Source organism: Citrobacter sp. Cf136, assembly GCF_030333815.1.
Classification (GTDB): domain Bacteria; phylum Pseudomonadota; class Gammaproteobacteria; order Enterobacterales; family Enterobacteriaceae; genus Citrobacter; species Citrobacter freundii.
Genome location: NZ_JAOWFE010000031.1, coordinates 1 through 23760, shown reverse-complemented (window position 1 = coordinate 23760; position 23760 = coordinate 1). Strand labels below are relative to the sequence as shown.

The 23760-nt window shown below is 54.6% G+C and carries 23 protein-coding genes and 1 riboswitch; of the genes, 10 read left to right on the top strand and 13 right to left on the bottom strand.

Annotated features, from left to right (window positions below):
* Nucleotides 1-41 precede the first annotated feature (41 nt).
* Nucleotides 42-4265: a DNA-directed RNA polymerase subunit beta' gene (gene rpoC / locus OGV98_RS04210; RefSeq protein ID WP_003033107.1), complete on the top strand. Its 4224-nt coding sequence runs from the start codon at nt 42-44 to the stop codon at nt 4263-4265.
* A 111-nt stretch (nt 4266-4376) separates the two neighbouring features.
* On the opposite strand, the gene OGV98_RS04205 is transcribed toward rpoC, so the two are convergent.
* Both OGV98_RS04205 and OGV98_RS04200 read right to left on the bottom strand, forming a co-directional pair.
* Nucleotides 4377-4694: a PTS lactose/cellobiose transporter subunit IIA gene (locus OGV98_RS04205; RefSeq protein WP_003033104.1), complete on the bottom strand. Its 318-nt coding sequence runs from the start codon at nt 4692-4694 to the stop codon at nt 4377-4379.
* A 4-nt stretch (nt 4695-4698) separates the two neighbouring features.
* Nucleotides 4699-5004 (bottom strand): PTS sugar transporter subunit IIB, encoded by a 306-nt coding sequence (locus OGV98_RS04200; RefSeq protein WP_003033102.1) that lies wholly within the window; start codon nt 5002-5004, stop codon nt 4699-4701.
* 1091 nt (nt 5005-6095) lie between these two features.
* On the opposite strand from OGV98_RS04200, the gene cspG reads away from it, so the two are divergent.
* Nucleotides 6096-6308, top strand: a complete 213-nt coding sequence (cspG, locus tag OGV98_RS04195; protein WP_003033098.1) for a cold shock protein CspG — start codon at nt 6096-6098, stop codon at nt 6306-6308.
* A 131-nt stretch (nt 6309-6439) separates the two neighbouring features.
* Here cspG and thiH read toward each other — a convergent pair whose 3' ends face one another.
* The 7 genes from thiH to OGV98_RS04160 all read right to left on the bottom strand — a co-directional run bounded on the left by thiH (nt 6440) and on the right by OGV98_RS04160 (nt 12538).
* Entirely contained in the window at nt 6440-7561 is a 1122-nt protein-coding gene (gene thiH, locus OGV98_RS04190; RefSeq protein WP_044715268.1) for a 2-iminoacetate synthase ThiH, read from the bottom strand.
* Nucleotides 7558-8328, bottom strand: a complete 771-nt coding sequence (gene thiG, locus OGV98_RS04185) for a thiazole synthase (protein WP_049002497.1) — start codon at nt 8326-8328, stop codon at nt 7558-7560. Before thiG ends, thiH begins: the two co-directional genes overlap by 4 nt.
* Nucleotide 8329: 1 nt before the next feature.
* Complete coding sequence (thiS, locus tag OGV98_RS04180) at nt 8330-8530, bottom strand: sulfur carrier protein ThiS (protein WP_003033088.1); 201 nt, start codon at nt 8528-8530, stop codon at nt 8330-8332.
* On the bottom strand, nt 8511-9269 hold the full coding sequence (locus OGV98_RS04175) for a HesA/MoeB/ThiF family protein (RefSeq protein ID WP_003842023.1): 759 nt from the start codon (nt 9267-9269) through the stop codon (nt 8511-8513). The genes thiS and OGV98_RS04175 overlap by 20 nt, the downstream gene beginning before the upstream one ends.
* Nucleotides 9262-9897 carry a thiamine phosphate synthase gene (gene thiE / locus OGV98_RS04170; protein WP_061549659.1) on the bottom strand — a complete coding sequence of 212 codons (636 nt, stop codon included), beginning with the start codon at nt 9895-9897 and terminating at the stop codon, nt 9262-9264. Before thiE ends, OGV98_RS04175 begins: the two co-directional genes overlap by 8 nt.
* Complete coding sequence (gene thiC, locus OGV98_RS04165) at nt 9897-11795, bottom strand: phosphomethylpyrimidine synthase ThiC (protein ID WP_003842020.1); 1899 nt, start codon at nt 11793-11795, stop codon at nt 9897-9899. Before thiC ends, thiE begins: the two co-directional genes overlap by 1 nt.
* 80 nt (nt 11796-11875) lie before the next feature.
* A riboswitch (TPP riboswitch) is annotated at nt 11876-11998 on the bottom strand.
* A gap of 51 nt (nt 11999-12049) precedes the next feature.
* Nucleotides 12050-12538, bottom strand: coding sequence for an Rsd/AlgQ family anti-sigma factor (locus OGV98_RS04160; RefSeq protein ID WP_003033077.1), 489 nt, complete (start codon nt 12536-12538; stop codon nt 12050-12052).
* A 96-nt stretch (nt 12539-12634) separates the two neighbouring features.
* On the opposite strand from OGV98_RS04160, the gene nudC reads away from it, so the two are divergent.
* The 6 genes from nudC to OGV98_RS04130 all read left to right on the top strand — a co-directional run bounded on the left by nudC (nt 12635) and on the right by OGV98_RS04130 (nt 17000).
* A complete protein-coding gene (nudC, locus tag OGV98_RS04155; RefSeq protein ID WP_003033074.1) occupies nt 12635-13408 on the top strand; it encodes an NAD(+) diphosphatase in 774 nt (257 codons plus the stop codon).
* Between the two features lie 50 nt (nt 13409-13458).
* On the top strand, nt 13459-14523 hold the full coding sequence (hemE, locus tag OGV98_RS04150) for a uroporphyrinogen decarboxylase (protein ID WP_003845324.1): 1065 nt from the start codon (nt 13459-13461) through the stop codon (nt 14521-14523).
* Nucleotides 14524-14532: 9 nt separating this feature from the next.
* Nucleotides 14533-15213: a deoxyribonuclease V gene (gene nfi / locus OGV98_RS04145; protein ID WP_003033072.1), complete on the top strand. Its 681-nt coding sequence runs from the start codon at nt 14533-14535 to the stop codon at nt 15211-15213.
* A gap of 33 nt (nt 15214-15246) precedes the next feature.
* Nucleotides 15247-15837 carry a YjaG family protein gene (locus OGV98_RS04140; RefSeq protein WP_003842015.1) on the top strand — a complete coding sequence of 197 codons (591 nt, stop codon included), beginning with the start codon at nt 15247-15249 and terminating at the stop codon, nt 15835-15837.
* A gap of 186 nt (nt 15838-16023) precedes the next feature.
* The gene (hupA, locus tag OGV98_RS04135; RefSeq protein WP_001044509.1) at nt 16024-16296 is read left to right on the top strand and encodes a nucleoid-associated protein HU-alpha; all 273 of its coding nucleotides are present in this window, start codon (nt 16024-16026) and stop codon (nt 16294-16296) included.
* 11 nt (nt 16297-16307) lie between these two features.
* On the top strand, nt 16308-17000 hold the full coding sequence (locus OGV98_RS04130; protein WP_003842011.1) for a DUF1481 domain-containing protein: 693 nt from the start codon (nt 16308-16310) through the stop codon (nt 16998-17000).
* 61 nt (nt 17001-17061) lie between these two features.
* On the opposite strand, the gene zraP is transcribed toward OGV98_RS04130, so the two are convergent.
* Together zraP and OGV98_RS04120 are read right to left on the bottom strand one after the other, a co-directional pair.
* Entirely contained in the window at nt 17062-17505 is a 444-nt protein-coding gene (gene zraP / locus OGV98_RS04125) for a zinc resistance sensor/chaperone ZraP (RefSeq protein ID WP_032945657.1), read from the bottom strand.
* Nucleotides 17506-17523: 18 nt separating this feature from the next.
* A complete protein-coding gene (locus tag OGV98_RS04120; protein ID WP_044715274.1) occupies nt 17524-17712 on the bottom strand; it encodes a hypothetical protein in 189 nt (62 codons plus the stop codon).
* 57 nt (nt 17713-17769) lie between these two features.
* Between OGV98_RS04120 and zraS the strand changes: the two genes are divergently transcribed.
* Both zraS and zraR read left to right on the top strand, forming a co-directional pair.
* Nucleotides 17770-19155: a two-component system sensor histidine kinase ZraS gene (gene zraS / locus OGV98_RS04115; protein ID WP_102191231.1), complete on the top strand. Its 1386-nt coding sequence runs from the start codon at nt 17770-17772 to the stop codon at nt 19153-19155.
* 5 nt (nt 19156-19160) lie between these two features.
* The gene (gene zraR, locus OGV98_RS04110) at nt 19161-20486 is read left to right on the top strand and encodes a sigma-54-dependent response regulator transcription factor ZraR (protein ID WP_032937287.1); all 1326 of its coding nucleotides are present in this window, start codon (nt 19161-19163) and stop codon (nt 20484-20486) included.
* Here the strand turns inward: zraR and purD are convergent.
* Both purD and purH read right to left on the bottom strand, forming a co-directional pair.
* The gene (gene purD / locus OGV98_RS04105; RefSeq protein ID WP_016151293.1) at nt 20483-21772 is read right to left on the bottom strand and encodes a phosphoribosylamine--glycine ligase; all 1290 of its coding nucleotides are present in this window, start codon (nt 21770-21772) and stop codon (nt 20483-20485) included. The two genes, zraR and purD, sit on opposite strands and share 4 nt — an antisense overlap.
* A gap of 15 nt (nt 21773-21787) precedes the next feature.
* A complete protein-coding gene (gene purH / locus OGV98_RS04100) occupies nt 21788-23377 on the bottom strand; it encodes a bifunctional phosphoribosylaminoimidazolecarboxamide formyltransferase/IMP cyclohydrolase (RefSeq protein ID WP_048234177.1) in 1590 nt (529 codons plus the stop codon).
* Between the last annotated feature and the right edge of the window lie 383 nt (nt 23378-23760).

The window sequence follows — 23760 nt, the reverse complement described above, 5'->3', positions numbered from 1 at the left end:
AGCCAGCGCCAGATTGTGCTAACTCCGACGGGAGCAAATCCGTGAAAGATTTATTAAAGTTTCTGAAAGCGCAGACTAAAACCGAAGAGTTTGATGCGATCAAAATTGCTCTGGCTTCGCCAGACATGATCCGTTCATGGTCTTTCGGTGAAGTTAAGAAGCCGGAAACCATCAACTACCGTACGTTCAAACCTGAACGTGACGGCCTTTTCTGCGCCCGTATCTTTGGGCCGGTAAAAGACTACGAGTGCCTGTGCGGTAAGTACAAGCGCCTGAAACACCGTGGTGTGATCTGTGAGAAGTGCGGCGTTGAAGTGACCCAGACTAAAGTACGCCGTGAGCGTATGGGCCACATCGAGCTGGCGTCTCCGACTGCTCACATCTGGTTCCTGAAATCTCTGCCGTCCCGTATCGGTTTGCTGCTTGATATGCCGCTGCGTGATATCGAACGCGTACTGTACTTCGAATCTTATGTGGTTATCGAAGGCGGTATGACTAATCTGGAACGTCAACAGATCCTGACTGAAGAGCAGTATCTGGACGCGCTGGAAGAGTTCGGTGACGAATTCGACGCGAAGATGGGTGCGGAAGCAATCCAGGCCCTGCTGAAGAGCATGGATCTGGAGCAAGAGTGTGAAACTCTGCGCGAAGAGCTGAACGAAACCAACTCCGAAACCAAGCGTAAGAAGCTGACCAAGCGTATCAAACTGCTGGAAGCCTTCGTACAGTCTGGCAACAAGCCAGAGTGGATGATCCTGACCGTTCTGCCGGTTCTGCCGCCAGATCTGCGTCCGCTGGTTCCGCTGGATGGTGGTCGTTTCGCAACGTCGGATCTGAACGATCTGTATCGTCGCGTTATCAACCGTAACAACCGTCTGAAGCGTCTGCTGGATCTGGCTGCGCCGGACATCATCGTACGCAACGAAAAACGTATGCTGCAGGAAGCGGTTGACGCCCTGCTGGATAACGGTCGTCGCGGTCGTGCGATCACCGGTTCTAACAAACGTCCTCTGAAATCTTTGGCCGACATGATCAAAGGTAAGCAGGGTCGTTTCCGTCAGAACCTGCTCGGTAAGCGTGTTGACTACTCCGGTCGTTCTGTAATCACCGTAGGTCCATACCTGCGTCTGCATCAGTGCGGCCTGCCGAAGAAAATGGCGCTGGAACTGTTCAAACCGTTCATCTACGGCAAGCTGGAACTGCGTGGCCTGGCCACCACCATCAAAGCCGCTAAGAAAATGGTTGAGCGTGAAGAAGCTGTCGTTTGGGATATCCTGGACGAAGTTATCCGCGAACACCCGGTACTGCTGAACCGTGCACCAACACTGCACCGTCTGGGTATCCAGGCATTTGAACCTGTACTGATCGAAGGTAAAGCTATCCAGCTTCACCCGCTGGTTTGTGCGGCATATAACGCCGACTTCGATGGTGACCAGATGGCTGTTCACGTACCGCTGACGCTGGAAGCCCAGCTCGAAGCGCGTGCGCTGATGATGTCTACCAACAACATCCTGTCTCCGGCGAACGGCGAACCTATCATCGTTCCGTCTCAGGACGTTGTATTGGGTCTGTACTACATGACCCGTGACTGTGTTAACGCCAAAGGCGAAGGCATGGTGCTGACTGGCCCGAAAGAAGCTGAGCGTATCTATCGCGCAGGTCTGGCCTCTCTGCATGCGCGCGTTAAAGTGCGTATCACTGAATACGAAAAAGATGAAAACGGCGAATTCGTTGCGCACACCAGTCTGAAAGACACGACCGTTGGTCGCGCCATTCTGTGGATGATCGTACCGAAAGGTCTGCCTTTCTCCATCGTCAACCAGGCGCTGGGCAAGAAAGCTATCTCCAAAATGCTGAACACCTGTTACCGCATTCTGGGCCTGAAGCCGACTGTTATCTTCGCTGACCAGACAATGTACACCGGCTTTGCTTATGCAGCGCGTTCAGGTGCATCTGTTGGTATTGATGACATGGTCATCCCGGAGAAGAAACACGAGATCATCTCTGAAGCGGAAGCTGAAGTTGCTGAGATTCAGGAGCAGTTCCAGTCTGGTCTGGTAACCGCGGGCGAACGCTATAACAAAGTTATCGATATCTGGGCTGCGGCGAACGATCGTGTATCCAAAGCGATGATGGATAACCTGCAAACCGAAACCGTTATTAACCGTGACGGCGTAGAAGAGCAGCAGGTTTCCTTCAACAGCATCTACATGATGGCCGACTCCGGTGCGCGTGGTTCTGCAGCACAGATTCGTCAGCTGGCCGGTATGCGTGGTCTGATGGCGAAGCCAGATGGCTCCATCATCGAAACGCCAATCACCGCGAACTTCCGTGAAGGTCTGAACGTACTCCAGTACTTCATCTCTACTCACGGTGCGCGTAAAGGTCTGGCGGATACCGCACTGAAAACAGCGAACTCCGGTTATCTGACTCGTCGTCTGGTCGACGTTGCGCAGGACCTGGTTGTTACTGAAGACGATTGCGGCACTCTGGAAGGCATCACCATGACCCCGGTTATCGAGGGTGGTGACGTTAAAGAGCCGCTGCGCGATCGCGTTCTGGGTCGTGTGACTGCTGAAGACGTTCTGAAGCCGGGTACGGCGGATATTCTGGTTCCACGCAACACGCTGCTGCACGAACAGTGGTGTGACCTGCTGGAAGAGAACTCCGTTGACTCCGTCAAAGTCCGTTCTGTTGTATCTTGTGACACCGACTTTGGTGTATGTGCGCACTGCTACGGTCGTGACCTGGCGCGTGGCCACATCATCAACAAAGGTGAAGCAATCGGCGTTATCGCGGCACAGTCCATCGGTGAACCGGGTACACAGCTGACGATGCGTACGTTCCACATCGGTGGTGCGGCATCTCGTGCGGCTGCTGAATCCAGCATTCAGGTGAAAAACAAAGGTAGCATCCGTCTGAGCAATGCGAAGTCGGTTGTGAACTCCAGCGGTAAACTGGTTATCACCTCACGTAACACCGAACTGAAACTGATCGACGAATTCGGCCGTACCAAAGAAAGCTATAAAGTGCCTTACGGCTCCGTTATGGCGAAAGGTGATGGCGAACAGGTTGCTGGCGGCGAAACCGTAGCAAACTGGGATCCGCACACCATGCCGGTTATCACCGAAGTGAGTGGTTTCGTCCGCTTCACTGACATGATCGACGGCCAGACCATTACTCGTCAGACCGACGAGCTGACCGGTCTGTCTTCTCTGGTGGTTCTGGATTCTGCAGAGCGTACTGCGGGTGGTAAAGACCTGCGTCCGGCACTGAAAATTGTTGATGCTCAGGGCAACGACGTTCTGATCCCAGGCACCGATATGCCTGCTCAGTACTTCCTGCCGGGTAAAGCGATTGTTCAGTTGGAAGATGGCGTACAGATCAGTTCTGGTGACACCCTGGCGCGTGTTCCGCAGGAATCCGGCGGTACCAAGGATATCACCGGTGGTCTGCCGCGCGTTGCTGACCTGTTCGAAGCACGTCGTCCGAAAGAGCCGGCAATCCTGGCTGAAATCAGCGGCATCATTTCCTTCGGTAAAGAAACCAAAGGTAAACGTCGTCTGGTTATCACCCCGGTAGACGGTAGCGAACCGTACGAAGAGATGATTCCGAAATGGCGTCAGCTCAACGTGTTCGAAGGTGAACGTGTAGAACGTGGTGACGTTGTTTCCGACGGTCCGGAAGCGCCGCACGACATCCTGCGTCTGCGTGGTGTGCATGCTGTAACTCGTTACATCGTTAACGAAGTTCAGGACGTATACCGTCTGCAGGGTGTTAAGATTAACGATAAACACATCGAAGTTATCGTTCGTCAGATGCTGCGTAAAGCCACCATCGAAAGCGCTGGTAGCTCCGACTTCCTGGAAGGCGAGCAGGTTGAATACTCCCGCGTCAAGATCGCTAACCGCGAGCTGGAAGCGAACGGCAAAGTGGGTGCAACGTTCTCCCGCGATCTGCTGGGTATCACCAAAGCGTCTCTGGCAACCGAGTCCTTCATCTCTGCAGCATCGTTCCAGGAAACCACGCGTGTCCTGACCGAAGCCGCTGTTGCAGGTAAACGTGATGAACTGCGCGGTCTGAAAGAGAACGTAATCGTGGGTCGTCTGATCCCGGCAGGTACCGGTTACGCGTACCACCAGGATCGTATGCGCCGTCGCGCAGCGGGCGAACTGCCAGCTGCACCGCAGGTGACTGCTGAAGATGCGTCTGCCAGCCTGGCAGAACTGCTGAACGCAGGCCTGGGCGGTTCTGACAACGATTAATCGTTGCCGACCATAATAAAAAACCCGCTTCGGCGGGTTTTTTTATGTCCAGGTTTATTTCTGATGGCGCTTATCAGGTCTACGAGGCTACGAAGCCATCCGGCAGTGTCATTAATTTACCGGCGGTAACCGCCGATAAAGCTCAATCATATCTCCCGCCAAATCCTGAATCACCATCGCGTTCATCAGGTGATCCTGCGAATGGACGGTGATGAGATTAACCGGTAGCTTGCCGGTTCCTTCGTCAATTCCGATCAGCTGGGTCTGGATTTTATGCGCTTGTTTAACGTACTCGCGTGATTCCGTCATCGCTTGTTCTGCACCGGAGAAATCACCTTTACGCGCCAGTTGCAATGCCGTCAGGGCCTGGCTGCGTGCAGCGCCAGCGTTTACCAATAACTCCATGATGATCGTTTCTAACTCTTCCATACCATCACTCCAGTAGTTTCAGCGCCTTGTCCAGTACCGCATCGCCTTTCATCATGCCGTAATCCATCATGTCGATAACGGCGACCTTTTTGCCTAGTGGGTCGGCGATCGCCTGTAGCTTGGCCTGTTCATACTTAACCTGTGGACCGAGCAAAACGATATCCGCTGTAGCGATATTCTCTTCAAACTCGGCCACCGGGACGGCTTTGATAGTGACGTCGACGCCTTTTTTCTGGGCGGCATCTTTCATCCTTTGCACCAGCATGCTGGTGGACATTCCGGCGGCACAGCATAAAACGATGTTTTTCATAAGCAGTCTCGATCAACATGTGTGAGTTGATAATTATCGCGAGCCAGCTTTAGCAACAACTGCTTTGCAACGATTGTGTGCAAGGCATCACAAAGAAAGCCGCTTTTTCTGAAACCGGTTACAAAAAGGGGCCGAACCCTGCGATCTGGACCGGGACCAGCGGCTTTTTGACTCGCTTATCACATGCTGGAATATATAATTACTGTCAATAAAGACATGTTATAAAAAACAGTATTGACAGCGCTTTTTAAACCCGTATGTTAATACTTAACAGCGGAGAAATTGTAGTTTGCTGTTAACGTAGTAAGTGTTAGTAGAGCTTGATTGGGGTTTGCGATAAAGGCCACGAAGTATTTTTTGTATGGGATAGTCGATGCTGAAAACGCTATTTTTTCACCTCGACAATGCTTTCAGGCCACGTAGTTGATATATCTAATCGCAAAAAATCAGTAAAACGCGACGATGTAACGCCATGATTTAATAGTAATTGTTAGTGATTTCTGCTTTTTGGTTATCACGAGGGAAATAAGGCAACGCATCAAAGAGTATATGTCGCGAGGGGAAGTGTACTTGTTTAGGTCACCAGCCTTGAGTTCTATTATCAAGCGGGTGGAATGTGTTTAACGGTAAATAGAGGAAAGCTTTAGTTAGTATCAAAATCCAATATTATCTGTAGTAAACGTGTACATTTTAAAGTAGTACCATCAGCAGTATTAAATCGTTAAGTTTATTAATGTTAAATTTGAAGTGTGTAGTAACGTAAAGCCCTGACTGCAATAGTCGGGGCTTTTGTTCATTGTAGATCAAGCTGTTATCCAGGATGCTTAGCCGCGTTGGTTCAACATTGCATCACTCAGTGGGTATTAAAAAAATTAATGCTTGCTTAATGATTAGAAGTAGGTCTACTATAGCTGCATCGGTTTGGAACACAGACCTTATGCAAGCAGTTTTAGTAAAGCAGTTCTCAGTTCAAGCGTTATCCTCAGATACTCTTCTTCATGAGCCTCCTCCTAAGTGCCCCATAAGTTAATTTCTGCAAAACAGGCCATCTTCGCTGCATGAGCGGCTCAAAAACATGAAAGGAAGTATCTATGTCTAACAAAATGACTGGTTTAGTAAAATGGTTTAACTCTGATAAAGGCTTCGGCTTTATCACTCCTCAGGACGGTAGCAAGGATGTGTTTGTGCATTTTTCCGCTATCCAGAGTAACGATTTTAAAACGTTAGACGAAGGTCAAAAGGTGGAATTCTCCGTGGAGAATGGCGCTAAAGGCCCGTCTGCTGTTAACGTTGTCGCGCTGTAAACGCCGATAATTTCACGAAGGCTTACGATAGCGATGAAGGCCAGAGCCCGAGCAGTTAAGCACCAGTGAAGAAAAAACCCGCGAAAGCGGGTTTTTTTGTTTATGCGATCGCTCCTGACTTACGGTACCTGTTAAGCGCGTCCCAGATAGCTGTCCCAGTCTTTCCACACGGGCTGTAATCCCTGCGCCATCAGTGCTTCAGCAACGGCTTCCGGGCGACGATCGTCGTGCGGGGAGAACTGTTCCAGTTCGGGGTGGTTATCGGCATAACCACCGGGCTGGGTTTTTGAGAAGGCGCTGACGTTGTTGATCGCCAATGGGATCACATGGTCACGAAACCATGGCGATTCGCGGGTGGAGAGCGACAGCTCAATTTCTGGTGCCAGTAAACGAAACGCGCAAATGGTCTGGACCAACTGTCGCTCATCCATGATCGATGCAGGCTCAACGCCTCCGGTGCATGGGCGCAGGCGAGGGAAGGAGATAGAGTAGCGGCTCTGCCAGTAATGCTGCTGCATCCACAGCAGATGTTCAGCTACCATATAGCAGTCAACCCGCCAGCTGTCGGACAAACCAATCAACGCGCCAAGACCGATTTTGTCGATCCCTGCGCGGCCCAGCCGGTCCGGCGTTTCCAGTCGCCAGAAGAAATCCTGCTTTTTCCCCTTCAGATGGTGGCGGGCGTAAATCGCCTCATGATAGCTCTCCTGATACACCATCACGCCATCCAGTCCCAGCGTCTTCAGCTCCGCATATTCAGCCTCTGACAGCGGCTGTACTTCCATCTGTAAAGAGGCAAACTGTCGGCGAATGACAGGCAAATGGCGACGAAAGTAATCCATCCCCACTTTGGCCTGATGTTCACCGGTGACCAGTAGCAGATGCTCAAAGCCCAGCTCACGGATAGCCGCACACTCACGTTGTATCTCATCTTCGTCCAGCGTTTTGCGTTTGATACGGTTGCTCATCGAAAAACCGCAGTAGGTGCAGTCGTTGGCACAAAGGTTGGAGAGATACAACGGCACGTAAAAGCTCACCGTGTTGCCAAAACGTTGGCGGGTGAGCTTTTGCGCCCGTTGCGCAAGCGGCTCCAGATAATCGGCGGCGGCAGGAGAGAGTAATGCCATCAGATCGTCGCGACTAAGATGCGAAGTCTTGAGAGCGCGCTCCACGTCAGCGGCGGTTTTACCGTTGATGCGCAGGCGGATGTCGTCCCAGTCCAGTTGTCGCCAGCGGTCGCTGAACGTTTTCATGCGAAGGCCTCCAGGAATCCGGTTAACGGGCTGGTGGGATTTGCCTGCGAGCTTTTGCTTCCAGGTACCGCCTGGCGCGCCAAAAGGCCTGCTTCAACTGCCAGACGGAAAGCGGTGGCCATCATCACCGGGCTGTCGGCTACCGCGATTGCCGTGTTGACCAGCACTGCGTCGGCGCCCATTTCCAGCGCCTGCGTGGCGTGGCTGGGCACGCCGATGCCTGCATCAACCACCACCGGCACGGTCGCCTGCTGGATAATAATCTCCAGCATCGCTTTGGTTTCCAGCCCCTGGTTAGAGCCGATAGGTGCGCCGAGCGGCATCACCGCCGCGCAGCCCACGTCTTCCAGCCGCTTGCACAGTACCGGGTCCGCACCGCAGTAGGGCAGCACCACAAAGCCCTGTTTCACCAGCGCTTCGGCAGCTTTTAGTGTTTCAATCGGATCCGGCAATAGCCAGCGGGCATCCGGGTGGATTTCTAATTTCAGCCAGTTTGTGCCCAACGCTTCACGCGCCAGTTGGGCGGCGAAAATCGCCTCTTCAGCGGTTTTCGCTCCGGAGGTGTTAGGCAGCAGCGTCACGCCCGCGTCGATAAGTGGGGCCAGAATGGCATCGTTATGCTGGCGCAAATCCACGCGCTTCATGGCCAGCGTCACCAACTGGCTGCCGGAGGCGCGAATCGCCTCGACCATCAGCTGCGATGAGGCAAACTTCCCGGTACCGGTGAACAGATGTGAATTAAACGTTTTGTCGGCAATACGTAACATATCAACCCCCTGCAATAACCTGAAAAAGCAGGATCTGGTCGCCTTCCTGCACGATTTGCTGCTGCCACTGCTCGCGCGGCAGGATCTGCTGATTGAGCGCCAGCGCCGCGCCCGGTTTAAGCTGATTAAGCTCGGTGAGCAGCCCGCTGACGGTTTGTCCCTCGGCGCACTGCATCGGCTCATCATTGAACTGAATCTGCATGTTGCCCTCCGCATACCGGGCAGCCATTGGCCCGACGCAGCGCAAGGCTGCGCCACTGGCTGGTTTTACCGTCAAACAGGCGTAACTCGCCGCTGGGTGTCGCAATGCCGCTAAGCAGTTTGATGGCTTCCAGCGCCTGCAAGGTGCCCATCACGCCGACAACCGGGCCGACGATACCGGCGGTACGGCAGTTGCGTTCAGGCTCTACATCATCCGGCCACAGGCAGCGGTAACAGCCTTGCTCCCACGGTGGCGTGAGCACCATCAGCTGGCCGCCGAAACCCACGGCGCTGGCGGTGATGAGCGGGGTGTTGAGCGACACGCAGGCGGCGTTAATTTCCTGACGCGTGGCCATGTTGTCGGTACAGTCGAGCACCACGTCGGCCCGTGCTACCGCATGCCGGAGCGCATCGCCTTTCAGTCGCTGCTGGAGCGATACCAGTTCGATATCCGGGTTGAGCCGCGTCAGGCGCTGCTGGGCAATCTGCGATTTTGAACGCGCGATATCATCAGTGGTAAACAGGATCTGGCGCTGCAGATTGCTCAAATGAATGTCGTCATCGTCTACCAGCGTCAGTTTGCCGATACCTGCTCCCGCCAGATACAGCGCGGCAGGCGAACCTAACCCGCCTAAACCGATAATCAGCACATGGCTGTCGAGCAGCTTTTGTTGGCCCTCAATAGCGATATCGCCGAGCAGGATCTGCCGGCTGTAACGCATAAAGTCGCGGTCATTCATCGCCGACTCCCGCTATGTCGAGCAGCTGCGCTGTGGCTGCCTGCCAGTCAGCCGCCTGGGTAATGGCGCTGACCACGGCAATGCTGCCGACGCCGGTTGCCAGCACTGCGGGCGCACGTTCCAGGCTGATGCCGCCAATGGCGACGGTCGGGTAATCGGCCAGTCGTTCAATATGACTTGCCAGCTGCGTCAGCCCCTGCGGGGCGGAAGGCATCTGCTTGGTTTGCGTGGGGAAGACGTGGCCGAGTGCGATATAAGAAGGCTTAGCCGCCAGCGCGACGTCGATCTCCATATCATCGTGAGTGGAGACACCCAGGCGCAGCCCCGCCGCCTGAATCGCCTTCAGATCGGTGGTTTCAAGATCTTCCTGGCCCAGATGCACGCCGTAAGCGTTGTGCTTAATCGCCAGCCGCCAGTAGTCGTTGATAAACAGGCGGGCGTTATAGCGACGCCCCAATTCAATGGCGGCCATGACGTCGGCTTCGACCTCTTCATCACGCTTATCTTTAATGCGCAGTTGGATCGTGCGTACGCCCGCCTGCAGCAGGCGTTCAATCCACGCCACGCTGTCCACCACCGGGTAAAGCCCGAGGCGGAACGGCACGGTCGGGAAATCAGGCTGGTACATTATGCCTCCTCTTTTTTGAGGTAGATTTCACCGCCTTTGGCGCGGAAGTTCTCCGACATATCTGCCATTCCCACTTCAATAGTCTGCGCGGCGGCGTAGTCGCGTACTTCCTGGCTGATTTTCATCGAGCAGAACTTCGGCCCGCACATGGAGCAGAAATGGGCGACCTTGCCGGACTCCTGCGGCAGGGTTTCATCGTGATAGGCGCGGGCAGTGAACGGGTCGAGCGCGAGGTTAAACTGGTCTTCCCAGCGGAATTCGAAGCGCGCTTTCGACATCGCGTTGTCGCGGATCTGCGCACCCGGGTGCCCCTTCGCCAGGTCGGCGGCATGAGCGGCAATTTTGTAGGTAATCAGCCCTTGCTTCACGTCTTCTTTGTTCGGCAAGCCGAGGTGCTCTTTTGGCGTGACGTAGCACAGCATCGCGCAGCCAAACCAGCCGATCATCGCCGCGCCAATGCCGGAGGTGAAGTGGTCATAGCCCGGCGCGATATCTGTCGTCAACGGCCCTAAGGTGTAGAACGGCGCTTCGTGGCAGCTCTCCAGTTCTTCGGTCATGTTGCGTTGGATCATATGCATCGGCACATGTCCTGGACCTTCAATCATCACCTGCACGTCGTATTCCCAGGCGATTTTGGTCAGCTCGCCCAGCGTATGCAGTTCGGAGAACTGCGCTTCGTCGTTGGCATCCTGAATCGAACCCGGGCGCAGGCCGTCGCCGAGAGAGAGCGAGACGTCGTAGGCGGCGCAGATTTCACAAATTTCGCGGAAATGTTCAAACAGGAAGTTTTCTTTGTGATGAGAAAGGCACCATTTCGCCATGATCGAACCGCCGCGCGAGACAATTCCGGTCAGGCGTTTAGCGGTCATCGGCACGTAGCGCAGCAGTACGCCGGCATGGATGGTGAAGTAGTCGACGCCCTGTTCGGCCTGTTCCAGCAACGTATCGCGGAACGCTTCCCAGGTGAGATCTTCGGCGATCCCATTGACCTTCTCCAGCGCCTGGTAGATCGGTACGGTGCCGATCGGCACCGGGCTGTTACGCAGGATCCACTCGCGGGTTTCGTGAATATAGCGACCGGTGGAGAGGTCCATCACCGTATCTGCGCCCCAGCGGGTCGACCACACCAGTTTTTCTACCTCTTCTTCGATAGAGGAAGTGACCGCCGAGTTACCGATGTTGGCATTCACCTTCACCAGGAAGTTGCGGCCGATGATCATCGGCTCGGATTCCGGGTGGTTGATGTTGGCAGGAATAATCGCCCGGCCCGCAGCGACTTCATCACGCACGAATTCCGGGGTGATATTTTCCGGCAGACGAGCGCCAAAGTTCATCCCCGGATGCTGGTGGCGCAGCACTTCACTACGAATACGCTCGCGGCCCATATTTTCACGGATGGCGATAAACTCCATCTCTGGCGTGACGATCCCCTGACGGGCGTAGTGCAACTGGGTCACGCGCTTACCGGCTTTGGCGCGCTTTGGCGTCAGCAGGCCGCTGAAACGCAGCTCGTCCAGGCCATCGTCGGCCAGGCGCTCTTTGGTGTAAGCGGAGCTGCGGTCGTCTAATTCTTCGCTGTCGTTACGCGCCGCAATCCACGGCTGGCGCAGTTTTGCCAGGCCCTGCTGGACGTTAATCTCCACGTCAGGATCGCCATACGGCCCGGATGTGTCGTACACCGGCACGGCTTCGTTGTCTTCAAATTGCGGGTTGTCTTTGCTGCCGCCAATCAGCGTCGGGCTAAGCTGGATTTCGCGCATCGGAATGCGGATATCCGGCTGCGAACCGGTAATATAAATGCGTTTTGAGTTAGGGAAGGCGGTCCCTTCCAGGGTATCGATAAAGTGTTGGGCTTGCGCGCGCTGTTCGCGGCGTGATGGTTTAGTAGTGGCAGACATAGCTCATTCCAAAAAAGTAAGGACGTGGCTTGTCAGACGACGGATGAAGCAAGAGAGGCGATCGCCCAAAGGCGAACGGTTGTAGATTGACTCTTGTTCCCTTCGCAGGTCTTAACCTGATCAGGTTCCGCGGATCCCGAATTAACGGTCTCAGCCTTTTCCACTCATGCTGTTGTGGAAAATAAGCACTCCGACAAGAAGTAACCTCTATCTTAGAGGTAATGAATGTAAACTACGCGTTAATGCGACAAATCTCAAGCAGGACGTTTGAGAGTGCCACTCTCGTGCATCGCATCAAATACCAGCATGATCAGCTTATCTTCGAGCACGAACCGGGCTTCCAGCGCCTCGCCGAGATCCGATAAAACCTTTTGAAACTCAAGGAAGTTATCATGATCAATCGCAGTTTCCAGGCTGGAGTCATAGTAGTCCATGATCAGCTGCGTATTGGCTTCCAGCAGCGGCCAAATTTTTGTGGCTTTTAAAAGCTGCCCGTTCCCTTCCAATTTATGGAGAATACGTTCATAAATACTGAAGTGTCCGGTGGAGAGGTAATCGACCAGGCTCTGACAAAAATCATCCAGCGCCTTTTCATTGAGTCGCATGTACGATTCTTTGCCAGGCTTAATGCCAACCAGATTGTAGTAAGCCACGAGCAGGTGCTTACGTACATGTAGCCAGCGATCAACCAGTTTATTACTTCCTCCGACGTGCTCCGTCAGGCTTTCCAGCTGGTTTAGCATGATTGACTCCGCAAGATGGTGTTTAGGAACTGCTCACCCGTAAATGTAAAAATAATGTAAACAACATGCCTGTGAAGCAAAGGTTGCGCAAGAGATATGGATCGTATAATTGAAAAATTAGATAGCGGCTGGTGGATTGTCAGTCATGAGCAAAAGTTATGGTTACCTCATGGCGAGCTACCTTATGGCGACGCAGCCCGTTTTGATCTGATTGGTCAGCGCGCGCTGCCAATAGGCGAGTGGGAAGGGGAAACTGTCTGGCTGGTGCAGCAGCAGCGTCGACACGATATGGGGTCGGTGCGCCAGGTCATTGACCAGGACGTTGGCCTGTTTCAACTAGCCGGACGAGGCGTACAGCTGGCGGAGTTTTACCGCTCGCATAAATTCTGCGGTTACTGCGGCCATCCCATGCACCCGAGTAAAACGGAGTGGGCGATGCTCTGTAGTCACTGCCGCGAACGTTATTACCCGCAAATTGCTCCCTGCATAATCGTCGCTATTCGCCGAGATGATTCCATCCTGCTCGCCCAACATGTTCGCCATCGCAACGGCGTGCATACCGTGCTGGCAGGTTTTGTCGAAGTGGGCGAAACCCTCGAGCAGGCGGTGGCGCGTGAAGTAATGGAAGAGAGCGGCATTAAGGTGAAAAACCTGCGCTATGTCACTTCTCAGCCGTGGCCGTTCCCACAGTCTTTGATGACCGCATTTATGGCGGAGTATGATAGCGGCGAAATCGTCATCGACCCGAAAGAGCTGCTGGAAGCGAACTGGTATCGCTATGACGATTTACCGCTCTTGCCCCCGCCGGGTACTGTCGCGCGTCGATTGATTGAAGATACTGTGGCAATGTGTCGGGCTGAGTACGAGTAAAGAGCGAGTGGTGATACACTGATGGACTGACGCAATAAGGAACTGCAAAAATGACCGAACTGAAGAACGATCGTTATCTGCGTGCGCTGCTGCGCCAGCCCGTTGATGTCACTCCGGTATGGATGATGCGCCAGGCAGGCCGTTATCTACCGGAATACAAAGCTACCCGTGCCGAAGCGGGCGATTTTATGGCGCTGTGCAAAAATGCCGAGCTGGCCTGCGAAGTTACGCTGCAGCCGCTGCGTCGCTATAAACTTGATGCCGCGATCCTCTTCTCCGATATCCTGACGATCCCGGATGCGATGGGACTCGGGCTGTATTTTGAAGCAGGAGAAGGTCCACGCTTCACCTCCCCGATTACCAGCAAGGCTGACGTCGACAAACTGCCGATCCCGGACCCGGAAGATGGGCTGGGATACGTGATGAACGCGGTGCGCACTATCCGCCGTGAACTGAAAGGCGAAGTGCCGCTGATCGGCTTCTCCGGTAGCCCGTGGACGCTGGCGACCTACATGGTGGAAGGCGGCAGCAGCAAAGCCTTCACCGTGATTAAAAAGATGATGTATGCCGACTCTAAAGCGCTGCATCTGCTGCTTGATAAGCTGGCGAAGAGCGTCACGCTGTACCTGAACGCGCAGATCAAAGCGGGCGCGCAGTCGGTGATGATTTTCGATACCTGGGGCGGTGTGCTGACCGGTCGCGACTATCAGCAGTTCTCCCTGTACTACATGCACAAAATCGTCGATGGCCTGCTACGCGAGAACGAAGGTCGTCGCGTACCTGTGACCCTGTTTACCAAAGGTGGTGGTCAGTGGCTGGAAGCGATGGCGGAAACCGGCTGTGATGCGTTAGGTCTCGACTGGACCACTGACATTGCCGATGCGCGTCGTCGTGTAGGTCATAAAGTGGCGCTACAGGGCAATATGGATCCGTCCATGCTGTATGCACCGCCAGCCCGCATCGAAGAAGAGGTGGCGACAATTCTGGCCGGATTCGGTCAGGGCGAAGGGCATGTCTTTAACCTGGGTCACGGCATTCATCAGGACGTCCCGCCAGAACATGCGGGTGTCTTTGTGGAGGCGGTACATCGGTTGTCCGAACAGTACCACCGTTAAGGAGTCATTATGGATCTCGCGTCATTACGCGCGCAGCAGCTTGAACTGGCCTCTTCATTGATCCGCGAGGATCGTCTGAAGAACGATCCGCCGGATCTGATCGGCGGGGCGGACGTTGGGTTTGAGCAGGGTGGCGAAGTGACGCGAGCCGCGATGGTCTTACTGAAGTATCCCACGCTTGAACTGGTTGAATACAAGGTGGCGCGTATCGCCACTACCATGCCTTACATTCCCGGTTTTCTCTCCTTTCGTGAAACCCCCGCGCTGATGGCCGCCTGGCAACTGCTCTCGCACAAGCCAGATCTGCTGTTCGTTGACGGGCACGGCATTTCGCACCCGCGCCGTCTGGGCGTGGCCAGCCATTTTGGCCTGCTGGTGGACGTCCCAACGATTGGTGTGGCGAAAAAACGGCTGTGTGGCAAGTTTGAACCGCTCGCTGCTGAACCCGGTGCGCTAGTGCCATTGCTGGATAAAGGCGAACAGCTGGCATGGGTCTGGCGCAGCAAAGCGCGCTGTAACCCGTTGTTTATCTCTACGGGCCACCGCGTGAGTATGGACAGCGCACTGGCGTGGGTACAACGCTGTATGAACGGCTATCGTCTGCCGGAACCAACGCGCTGGGCAGATGCGGTGGCATCCGAACGCCCGGCTTTTACGCGGCTTGCAGCAAAAGCGCCCCATATCGGGTAAACTGCGGCTAATTTCCGTATTTGAGAACTCATCATGTTACAAAATCCGATTCACCTGCGTCTGGAGAAGCTGGAAAGCTGGCAGCACGTCACGTTTATGGCCTGTCTGTGCGAACGCATGTATCCGAATTACGCCATGTTCTGCAAGCAAACTGAATTTGGCGATGGACAGATTTACCGCCGAATTCTGGATCTGATTTGGGAAGCGCTGACGGTTAAAGACGCGAAAATCAATTTCGACAGCCAGCTGGAAAAGTTTGAAGAGGCCATTCCTTCTGCAGACGATTACGATCTGTACGGCGTTTATCCGGCGATTGATGCCTGTGTGGCATTAAGCGAACTGATGCATTCACGTCTTAGCGGTGAAACGCTGGAGCATGCAATTGAAGTTAGTAAAGCTTCGATTACGACGGTAGCGATGCTGGAAATGACCCAGGCTGGTCGCGAAATGACCGATGAGGAGCTCAAAGAGAACCCTGCCGTTGAGCAAGAATGGGATATTCAGTGGGAAATTTTCCGACTTTTAGCCGACTGTGAAGAACGCGATATTGAGCTGATAAAAGGGCTGCGTGCAGACCTGCGCGAGGCTGGCGAGAGCAATATTGGTATAAATTTTCAGCAATGACACCACAAAACGTGATTTAACGCCTGATTTGTCGTGCCTGAAGGCTTCCCATCCGCCCCCGGTCTGGTCTACATTTGGGGGGCGAAAAAAAGTGGCTATCGGTGCGTGTATGCAGGAGAGTGCTTTTCTGGCATTTCCGTCGCACTCGATGCTTAGCAAGCGATAAACACATTGTAAGGATAACTTATGAACAAGACTCAACTGATTGATGTAATTGCAGACAAAGCAGAACTGTCTAAAACACAGGCTAAAGCTGCTCTGGAATCCACTCTGGCTGCTATTACTGAGTCTCTGAAAGAAGGCGATGCTGTACAACTGGTTGGTTTCGGTACCTTCAAAGTGAACCACCGTGCTGAGCGCACTGGCCGCAACCCGCAGACCGGTAAAGAAATCAAAATCGCCGCAGCTAACGTACCGGCATTTGTTTCTGGTAAAGCACTGAAAGACGCGGTTAAGTAATTCGCGTGGCAGTGAACAGTTTTAACGAAGGGGCGGTTTCGCCCCTTTTGTCCATCTGGCGTCATACGCTTTGGCTTTCAGGTGTTCTGTTACTGTCTGCCTGCGGTAGCCATTCTGAGCTTCCTCCGTTCACGGCCAGCGGCTATGTTGGCGATCAGGGGGCGGTACGCATTTGGCGTAAAGACTCCGGTGACGATGTTCACTTGCTCTCGGTATTTAGTCCGTGGCGAAAAGGCGAAACCACTACCAGTGAATACCGCTGGCAGGGTGATTCGCTCTCTCTGATAGAACTCAACGTTTACAGTAAACCGGCTGAACATGTCCGTATACGCTTCGATGACCGGGGCGAACTGAGCTTCATGCAGCGTGAAGTCGACGGGCAGAAGCAGCAGCTTTCCAGCGATCAAATCGCGCTTTACCGCTATCGCGCCGATCAAATTCGCCAGACCAGCGATGCGCTGCGTCAGGGACGGGTGATATTGCGTCAGGGACGTTGGCATGCGGATAACACGGTCACAACCTGTGAAGGTGAAACGCTGAAGCCAGACCTGGAGTCGTGGGCGATAAACCATATCGAGCGCCGCCAGAAACATTCATCCGTAGAGGTGAGTGTGGCATGGCTGGAAGCGCCCGAAGGGTCGCAGCTACTGCTAGTCGCCAATGAAGATTTTTGTCACTGGCAGCCTACAGCCAAAACTTTCTGAAAACCTGAAGACAGGTAGTCAGCAGGCCTGATCCGTATGGCGTCATCAGGCATTAAGTCTTTTACCAGTGACCCATTCCCATATGGCCGCCGCCGCGATGGTTACCGCCACCGCCGCATCCGCCGTAGCCCATTCCCGCGCCACGCGGCACGCCAGCCTGCGCCATTGCGACATCGCGTTTAACACGCTGCTCGTCCAGAGACTGATTCAACGCTTCCATCTCTTTTGCAACGGCATTAATTTTTGCTGTGTCCGGCGAGCTGGCCGTTAATAGTGCATTGTACTCATAACGTTTGGATGTCAGCTGTTGGCGCAACGCGCTGGTCTGGGAGTAGTAATCATCATAGATTTTCTGTGCGGCAGCCTGCTGCTCAGCGGTCATTGGGGTACCGCCCCGTTGCTGCATTCCATCACCATATCCCCAGTGATTCTGCGCCAGTACCGGGGTGGAGCCCAGTGCGATAAGAGAAAGTGCAATCAGTGCCAGTTTGTTGTTCCGTTTCATCGTTCGTTCTCCTGTTGGTTAGCTTACATTCTCTTTTGCATCTTCCGTGCCAAAGCGGCAATCCCAGTCCTGCGGGCGTTGTACCCGCCGTCTTTGCAGGGAAACGAGTAAAAATGACTCGCCAGAACGCGCCTGCGAGTCATTTTTACCCGGTACTTTCAGCTGTTTGTGTCTGAGGGCAGGGTTATCAGGGGGAAAAAATGGCATGATTTCTGCTGTATACCTGCAACGATGAAAGGAACAAGTGGGGTGAAGGGAGAGCGTATGCGTCTTTATAAGGATACGGTGGCAAAGTGGTTGAGCCGACTCTTGCTGGCGGCAATCCTGATTTTGGTCGGTTGGTTTTCGATTATGACTATTCGGGACTATGGGCGGGAAAGTGGCGCCGCGCGGCAAACGCTACTGGAAAAAGGCAGCGTGCTCATTCGCGCTCTGGAGTCTGGTACGCGTGTAGGCATGGGGATGCGCATGCATCATGCCCAGCAGCAGACGCTCCTGGAGGAAATGGCCGTACAACCAGGGGTGCTATGGTTTGCCGTCGTCGATGAGCATGGTGTCATTATTACTCACAGCAATTCCGCGATGGTCGGGAAAACGCTCTATTCACCGGATGTCCTGCGACAGCTTAGTCCCGGGGAGCAAGAAAGCTGGCGGAATATTGAAATTCCAGCGAGGGATGGTGAAAAAACGCCGGCCCTGGAAATTTATCGCCAGTTTCAGCCGATGTATGGTCCAGGACGCCACGGCATGGCGCGCTGTGCCAGCAATGACGGGCAGCTTATCACCCCAGCGCAAACCATATTTATCGCCTTTGATGCCAGCGATCTCACCGCGACTCAGGCAAGAGAGTGGCGTAACACACTGATAGTCCTCTGTGCGCTGGCGGCTGTGTTGCTGGCCACCGTGCTGACGTTCTTCTGGTATCAGCGCTATCAGCGCTCGTACAAAGAACTTCAGGATGCGATGAAGCGTAAAGAAAAACTGTTAGCGCTCGGGCATCTTGCGGCTGGAGTGGCGCATGAAATTCGTAATCCGCTTTCATCGATCAAAGGTCTGGCGAAGTATTTTGCCGAGCGAACCCCGGCAGGAGGCGAGTCGCATGAGCTGGCACAGGTGATGGCGAAAGAGGCGGATCGTTTAAATCGGGTGGTGAGCGAGCTGCTGGAGCTGGTGAAGCCTGCACATCTGACGCTGCAACAGGTGGATCTCAATGAGGTTATCACCCACTCATTACACCTGGTGAGTCAGGATGCGGCAAGCAGGGAAATCCAGCTCCGCTTTTCGGCCAATTCTACGCTGCCCGCTATCCAGGCCGATCCTGACCGACTGACTCAGGTTTTGTTGAATCTGTATCTGAACGCCATTCATGCGATTGGTCGTCAGGGCACGATCACGGTTGAAGCGAATGAAAGCAGCGGCGATCGCGTTAAAATTGTGGTTACCGATAGCGGGAAGGGAATTGCAGCGGAACAGCTGGAGGCCATTTTTACGCCTTACTTTACAACCAAAGCTGACGGAACCGGCCTCGGGCTGGCGGTAGTGCAGAACATTATCGAACAGCATGGTGGCACCATTCAGGTGGCAAGCGTTGAGGGCAAAGGTGCGACCTTTACTCTTTGGCTGCCGACCAAAGCGAAACAACAGGATTAACAAGGATGACGCGCGGAAAAATCAATATTCTGGTAGTAGATGACGATATTAGCCACTGCACCATTTTACAGGCGCTGCTGCGCGGCTGGGGTTATGAGGTCGCGCTGGCCTATAGCGGGCGAGCGGCGTTGGAACAGGTGCGCGAACGCGTATTTGATTTAGTGCTGTGTGATGTACGCATGGCGGAGATGGACGGCATCGCAACGCTGAAAGAGATTAAAGCGCTGAATCCGGCGATTCCGGTCTTGATCATGACGGCGTTCTCCAGCGTAGAGACCGCCGTTGAGGCGCTTAAAACCGGGGCGCTGGACTACTTAATCAAGCCGCTGGATTTTGACCGTCTGCAGGAGACGCTGGAAAAGGCGCTGGCGCATACGCGGGAAATGGGCGCTGAACTGCCATCGGCGTCGGCTGCGCAGTTTGGCATGATTGGCAGCAGTCCGGCGATGCAGAAGTTGCTCAATGAAATCGCGATGGTTGCGCCCTCAGATGCGACAGTGCTCATTCACGGAGACTCCGGCACGGGGAAAGAGTTGGTGGCCCGGGCGCTGCATGCCAGCAGCGCCCGTCGCGATAAGCCGCTGGTGACGCTCAACTGCGCGGCGCTTAATGAATCGCTGCTGGAGTCCGAGCTGTTTGGTCACGAGAAAGGGGCGTTTACCGGGGCGGATAAACGCCGGGAAGGGCGCTTTGTGGAAGCCGATGGTGGCACGTTATTTCTTGATGAAATTGGCGATATCTCACCGCTGATGCAGGTGCGTTTGCTGCGGGCTATCCAGGAGCGAGAAGTGCAGCGAGTTGGTAGCAATCAGACCATTGCGGTTGATGTCCGGCTGATAGCCGCTACGCATCGCGATCTAGCAGAGGAAGTCAGCGCCGGGCGCTTTCGTCAGGATCTCTACTATCGTCTGAACGTCGTCACCATTGAAATGCCAGCGTTGTGCCAGCGCCGGGAAGATATTCCGCTGTTAGCCGAACATTTTCTCCAGCGTTTTGCCGCGCGTAACCGTAAAGCGGTGAAAGGCTTTACTCCGCAGGCGATGGATCTGCTGATCCACTACGACTGGCCGGGCAATATTCGTGAGCTGGAAAATGCGATTGAGCGCTCGGTGGTGCTGCTGACGGGGGAATATATTTCCGAACGTGAACTGCCGATGGCGATTGCCGCGACGCCGATAAAAACGGAATTCAGTGGCGAGATCCAACCGCTGGTGGATGTCGAAAAGGAGGTGATTCTGGCGGCGCTTGAAAAAACGGGCGGCAATAAAACGGAAGCCGCCCGTCAGTTAGGCATTACGCGTAAAACGCTGCTGGCGAAAATTTCGCGTTAGCGTTGCTCGCGTTCAATGGCACGCCAGCCGATGTCGTTACGGCTGAAGCTGCCATCCCAGCGGATGTCGGTCATCAGGGCGTAAGCGCGTTTCTGCGCTTCAGCCACGGTGTTGCCCAGCGCGGTGGCGCACAGCACGCGACCACCGTTGGTCAGCACGCGATCGTCTGCAGACAGTTTGGTGCCCGCGTGGAACACTTTACCGTCAGCGACGTCTTCCAGCGGCAGACCGTGGATCTCATCGCCGGTATTGTAATTACCCGGATAACCTCCGGCGGCAATGACCACACCCAGCGAGGCGCGTTCGTCCCACTCGGAGGTTTTCTCATCCAACTTGCCGTCACAGGCGGCGAGGCACAGCTCCACCAGATCGGACTTCATACGCAGCATGATCGGCTGGGTTTCCGGATCGCCGAAGCGGCAGTTGAACTCGATAACCTTCGGGTTGCCCTGCTTGTCGATCATCAGACCCGCATACAGGAAACCGGTGTAGGTGTTACCTTCCGCCGCCATGCCTTTTACGGTTGGCCAGATGATGCGTTCCATGGTGCGCTGGTGGACTTCGTCAGTCACTACCGGAGCAGGGGAGTAAGCACCCATCCCGCCGGTGTTCGGGCCGGTATCGCCATTGCCCACGCGCTTGTGGTCCTGGCTGGTGGCCATCGGCAGTACGTGCTCACCATCGACCATGACAATAAAGCTCGCTTCTTCACCGTCGAGGAACTCTTCGATAACGATGCGGTGGCCCGCGTCGCCAAACGCGTTACCGGCCAGCATGTCATGAACCGCGGCTTCGGCTTCCTCCAGCGTCATCGCCACGATAACGCCTTTCCCGGCAGCCAGACCGTCAGCTTTGATAACGATCGGCGCGCCTTTCTCGCGCAGGTAAGCCAGCGCAGGTTCGATTTCGGTGAAGTTCTGGTACTCCGCCGTCGGGATCTGATGGCGCGCAAGAAAATCTTTGGTGAAGGCTTTAGAGCCTTCCAGCTGCGCGGCGCCTTCGGTTGGGCCGAAGATTTTCAGACCGGCGGCGCGGAAGGCATCGACCACGCCAATCACCAGCGGCGCTTCCGGGCCAACGATGGTCAGATCAATCTTCTCGTTCTGGGCAAAGCTCAGCAGCGCCGGAATATCCGTTACGCCGATGGCCACGTTTTGCAGTGTGGGTTCCAGCGCGGTGCCCGCGTTGCCCGGGGCGACAAATACCGTTTCGACTTTAGGCGACTGCGCCGCTTTCCACGCCAGGGCGTGCTCGCGCCCGCCGTTGCCAATCACTAATACTTTCATCGTCTGCTCCGTGGATTAATGGCGGAAGTGGCGCATGTCGGTAAATACCATCGCAATGCCGTGTTCATTGGCGGCGGCAATCACTTCGTCATCGCGAATAGAACCACCCGGCTGGATCACGCAGGTCACACCGGCGGCAGCAGCGGCATCAATCCCGTCGCGGAACGGGAAGAAAGCGTCAGAAGCCATTGCAGAACCTTTCACTTCCAGGCCTTCGTCGGCCGCTTTGATCCCGGCGATTTTCGCGGAGTACACGCGGCTCATCTGGCCTGCGCCTATGCCAATAGTCATGTTCTCTTTGGCATAAACAATGGCGTTGGATTTCACGAACTTCGCCACTTTCCAGCAGAACAGCGCATCGCGCAGCTCTTGCTCGGTTGGCTGACGTTTGGACACCACGCGCAGTTCACCTTCGGTCACCATACCCAGGTCACGGTCCTGAACCAGCAGACCGCCGTTAACGCGTTTAAAGTCCAGGCCCGGAACGCGCTGCGCCCATTGGCCGCAGACCAGCACCCGGACGTTCTGCTTGGCAGCGGTAATTTTCAGTGCTTCTTCGGTGGCGGATGGGGCGATGATCACTTCCACGAACTGGCGGGAGATGATCGCCTGCGCGGTTTCAGCATCCAGCTCGCGGTTAAAGGCGATGATGCCGCCGAACGCGGAGGTCGGGTCGGTTTTATAGGCGCGGTCGTAAGCGTCAAGAATAGAGGTACTTACTGCTACACCACACGGGTTCGCGTGTTTGACGATCACACAGGCTGGCTCGTTGAATTCTTTCACGCACTCCAGCGCCGCATCGGTATCGGCGATGTTGTTATAGGAAAGTGCTTTGCCCTGTACCTGCTGCGCGGTGGCAACGGAGGCTTCTTTAACATTCTCTTCTATATAGAAGGCAGCCTGCTGGTGGCTGTTCTCGCCATAGCGCATATCCTGCTTCTTAATGAAGTTCAGGTTCAGCGTACGTGGGAAGCGACCGGCGGCTTCTTTGCTTTCACCGTGGTAGGCCGGAACCATGCTGCCGAAGTAGTTGGCGATCATGCTGTCGTAAGCGGCAGTGTGTTCGAAGGCTTTAATCGCGAGATCGAAACGGGTGTCGAGGGTCAGAGAACCGTCGTTGGCATCCATCTCTTTAATAATGGCGTCGTAGTCGCTGCTCTTCACAACGATAGCTACATCTTTATGGTTCTTGGCAGCGGAGCGCACCATGGTCGGGCCGCCAATATCAATGTTCTCTACCGCATCTTCCAGAGAACAGCCTTCGCGGGCGACGGTCTGGGCGAATGGATACAGGTTAACAACCACCATATCGATAGGAGCAATGTGGTGTTGTTCCATAATGGCATCATCCTGGCCGCGACGACCGAGGATGCCGCCGTGGACCTTCGGATGCAGGGTCTTCACGCGTCCATCCATCATTTCCGGGAAGCCGGTGTAATCGGAAACTTCGGTCACTGGCAGACCTTTCTCCGCTAACAGGCGCGCAGTGCCACCTGTAGACAGCAGCTCCACACCACGTGCGGAAAGTGCCTGAGCGAATTCGATGATACCGGCCTTGTCAGAAACACTGAGCAGAGCGCGGCGGACTGGACGACGTTGTTGCATGGTAAATCCCCTGGATTTGACTATTACAGAGAGCGTTAGGTGAATTCTTGGCTAAAAACTCAGCTAACGCCCCTTACGGGGCATCCTTGTTGTGCGGGGGCATTGTAACGAAAACGTTTGCGCAACGCTCGCGAATTTTTAATTTTCGATTTTGACCTCTTCTTTTTCTGTTGAAAGAGGCTGATATAACGAGAGGATCGTAGAAACGATCGTGTGGTTTGTGGATAACTCTGTGCGTAAATAGGTATAAGGCGGGGTTTTGCTGTGGAATGCAGCAGTCAGTCATTTTTCTGCAATTTAAGAGTTGCGGGCCACAGGAAACTCCCTATAATGCGCCTCCATCGACACGGCGGATGTGAATCACTTCACACAAACAGCCGGTT

Coding starts and splice junctions, on each gene's coding strand:
- hupA (WP_001044509.1), top strand. CDS start 16,024: ATGAACAAGACTCAACTGATTGATGTAATTGCAGACAAAGCAGAACTG.
- OGV98_RS04205 (WP_003033104.1), bottom strand. CDS start 4,694: ATGGAAGAGTTAGAAACGATCATCATGGAGTTATTGGTAAACGCTGGC.
- thiS (WP_003033088.1), bottom strand. CDS start 8,530: ATGCAGATTCAGTTCAATGATGAGCCGATGCAGTGCGCCGAGGGACAA.
- nfi (WP_003033072.1), top strand. CDS start 14,533: ATGGATCTCGCGTCATTACGCGCGCAGCAGCTTGAACTGGCCTCTTCA.
- thiG (WP_049002497.1), bottom strand. CDS start 8,328: ATGTTACGTATTGCCGACAAAACGTTTAATTCACATCTGTTCACCGGT.
- zraP (WP_032945657.1), bottom strand. CDS start 17,505: ATGAAACGGAACAACAAACTGGCACTGATTGCACTTTCTCTTATCGCA.
- thiC (WP_003842020.1), bottom strand. CDS start 11,795: ATGTCTGCCACTACTAAACCATCACGCCGCGAACAGCGCGCGCAAGCC.
- zraS (WP_102191231.1), top strand. CDS start 17,770: ATGCGTCTTTATAAGGATACGGTGGCAAAGTGGTTGAGCCGACTCTTG.
- thiE (WP_061549659.1), bottom strand. CDS start 9,897: ATGTACCAGCCTGATTTCCCGACCGTGCCGTTCCGCCTCGGGCTTTAC.
- nudC (WP_003033074.1), top strand. CDS start 12,635: ATGGATCGTATAATTGAAAAATTAGATAGCGGCTGGTGGATTGTCAGT.
- OGV98_RS04200 (WP_003033102.1), bottom strand. CDS start 5,004: ATGAAAAACATCGTTTTATGCTGTGCCGCCGGAATGTCCACCAGCATG.
- OGV98_RS04160 (WP_003033077.1), bottom strand. CDS start 12,538: ATGCTAAACCAGCTGGAAAGCCTGACGGAGCACGTCGGAGGAAGTAAT.
- zraR (WP_032937287.1), top strand. CDS start 19,161: ATGACGCGCGGAAAAATCAATATTCTGGTAGTAGATGACGATATTAGC.
- OGV98_RS04175 (WP_003842023.1), bottom strand. CDS start 9,269: ATGAATGACCGCGACTTTATGCGTTACAGCCGGCAGATCCTGCTCGGC.
- thiH (WP_044715268.1), bottom strand. CDS start 7,561: ATGAAAACGTTCAGCGACCGCTGGCGACAACTGGACTGGGACGACATC.
- OGV98_RS04120 (WP_044715274.1), bottom strand. CDS start 17,712: ATGCCATTTTTTCCCCCTGATAACCCTGCCCTCAGACACAAACAGCTG.
- purD (WP_016151293.1), bottom strand. CDS start 21,772: ATGAAAGTATTAGTGATTGGCAACGGCGGGCGCGAGCACGCCCTGGCG.
- purH (WP_048234177.1), bottom strand. CDS start 23,377: ATGCAACAACGTCGTCCAGTCCGCCGCGCTCTGCTCAGTGTTTCTGAC.
- hemE (WP_003845324.1), top strand. CDS start 13,459: ATGACCGAACTGAAGAACGATCGTTATCTGCGTGCGCTGCTGCGCCAG.
- cspG (WP_003033098.1), top strand. CDS start 6,096: ATGTCTAACAAAATGACTGGTTTAGTAAAATGGTTTAACTCTGATAAA.
- OGV98_RS04140 (WP_003842015.1), top strand. CDS start 15,247: ATGTTACAAAATCCGATTCACCTGCGTCTGGAGAAGCTGGAAAGCTGG.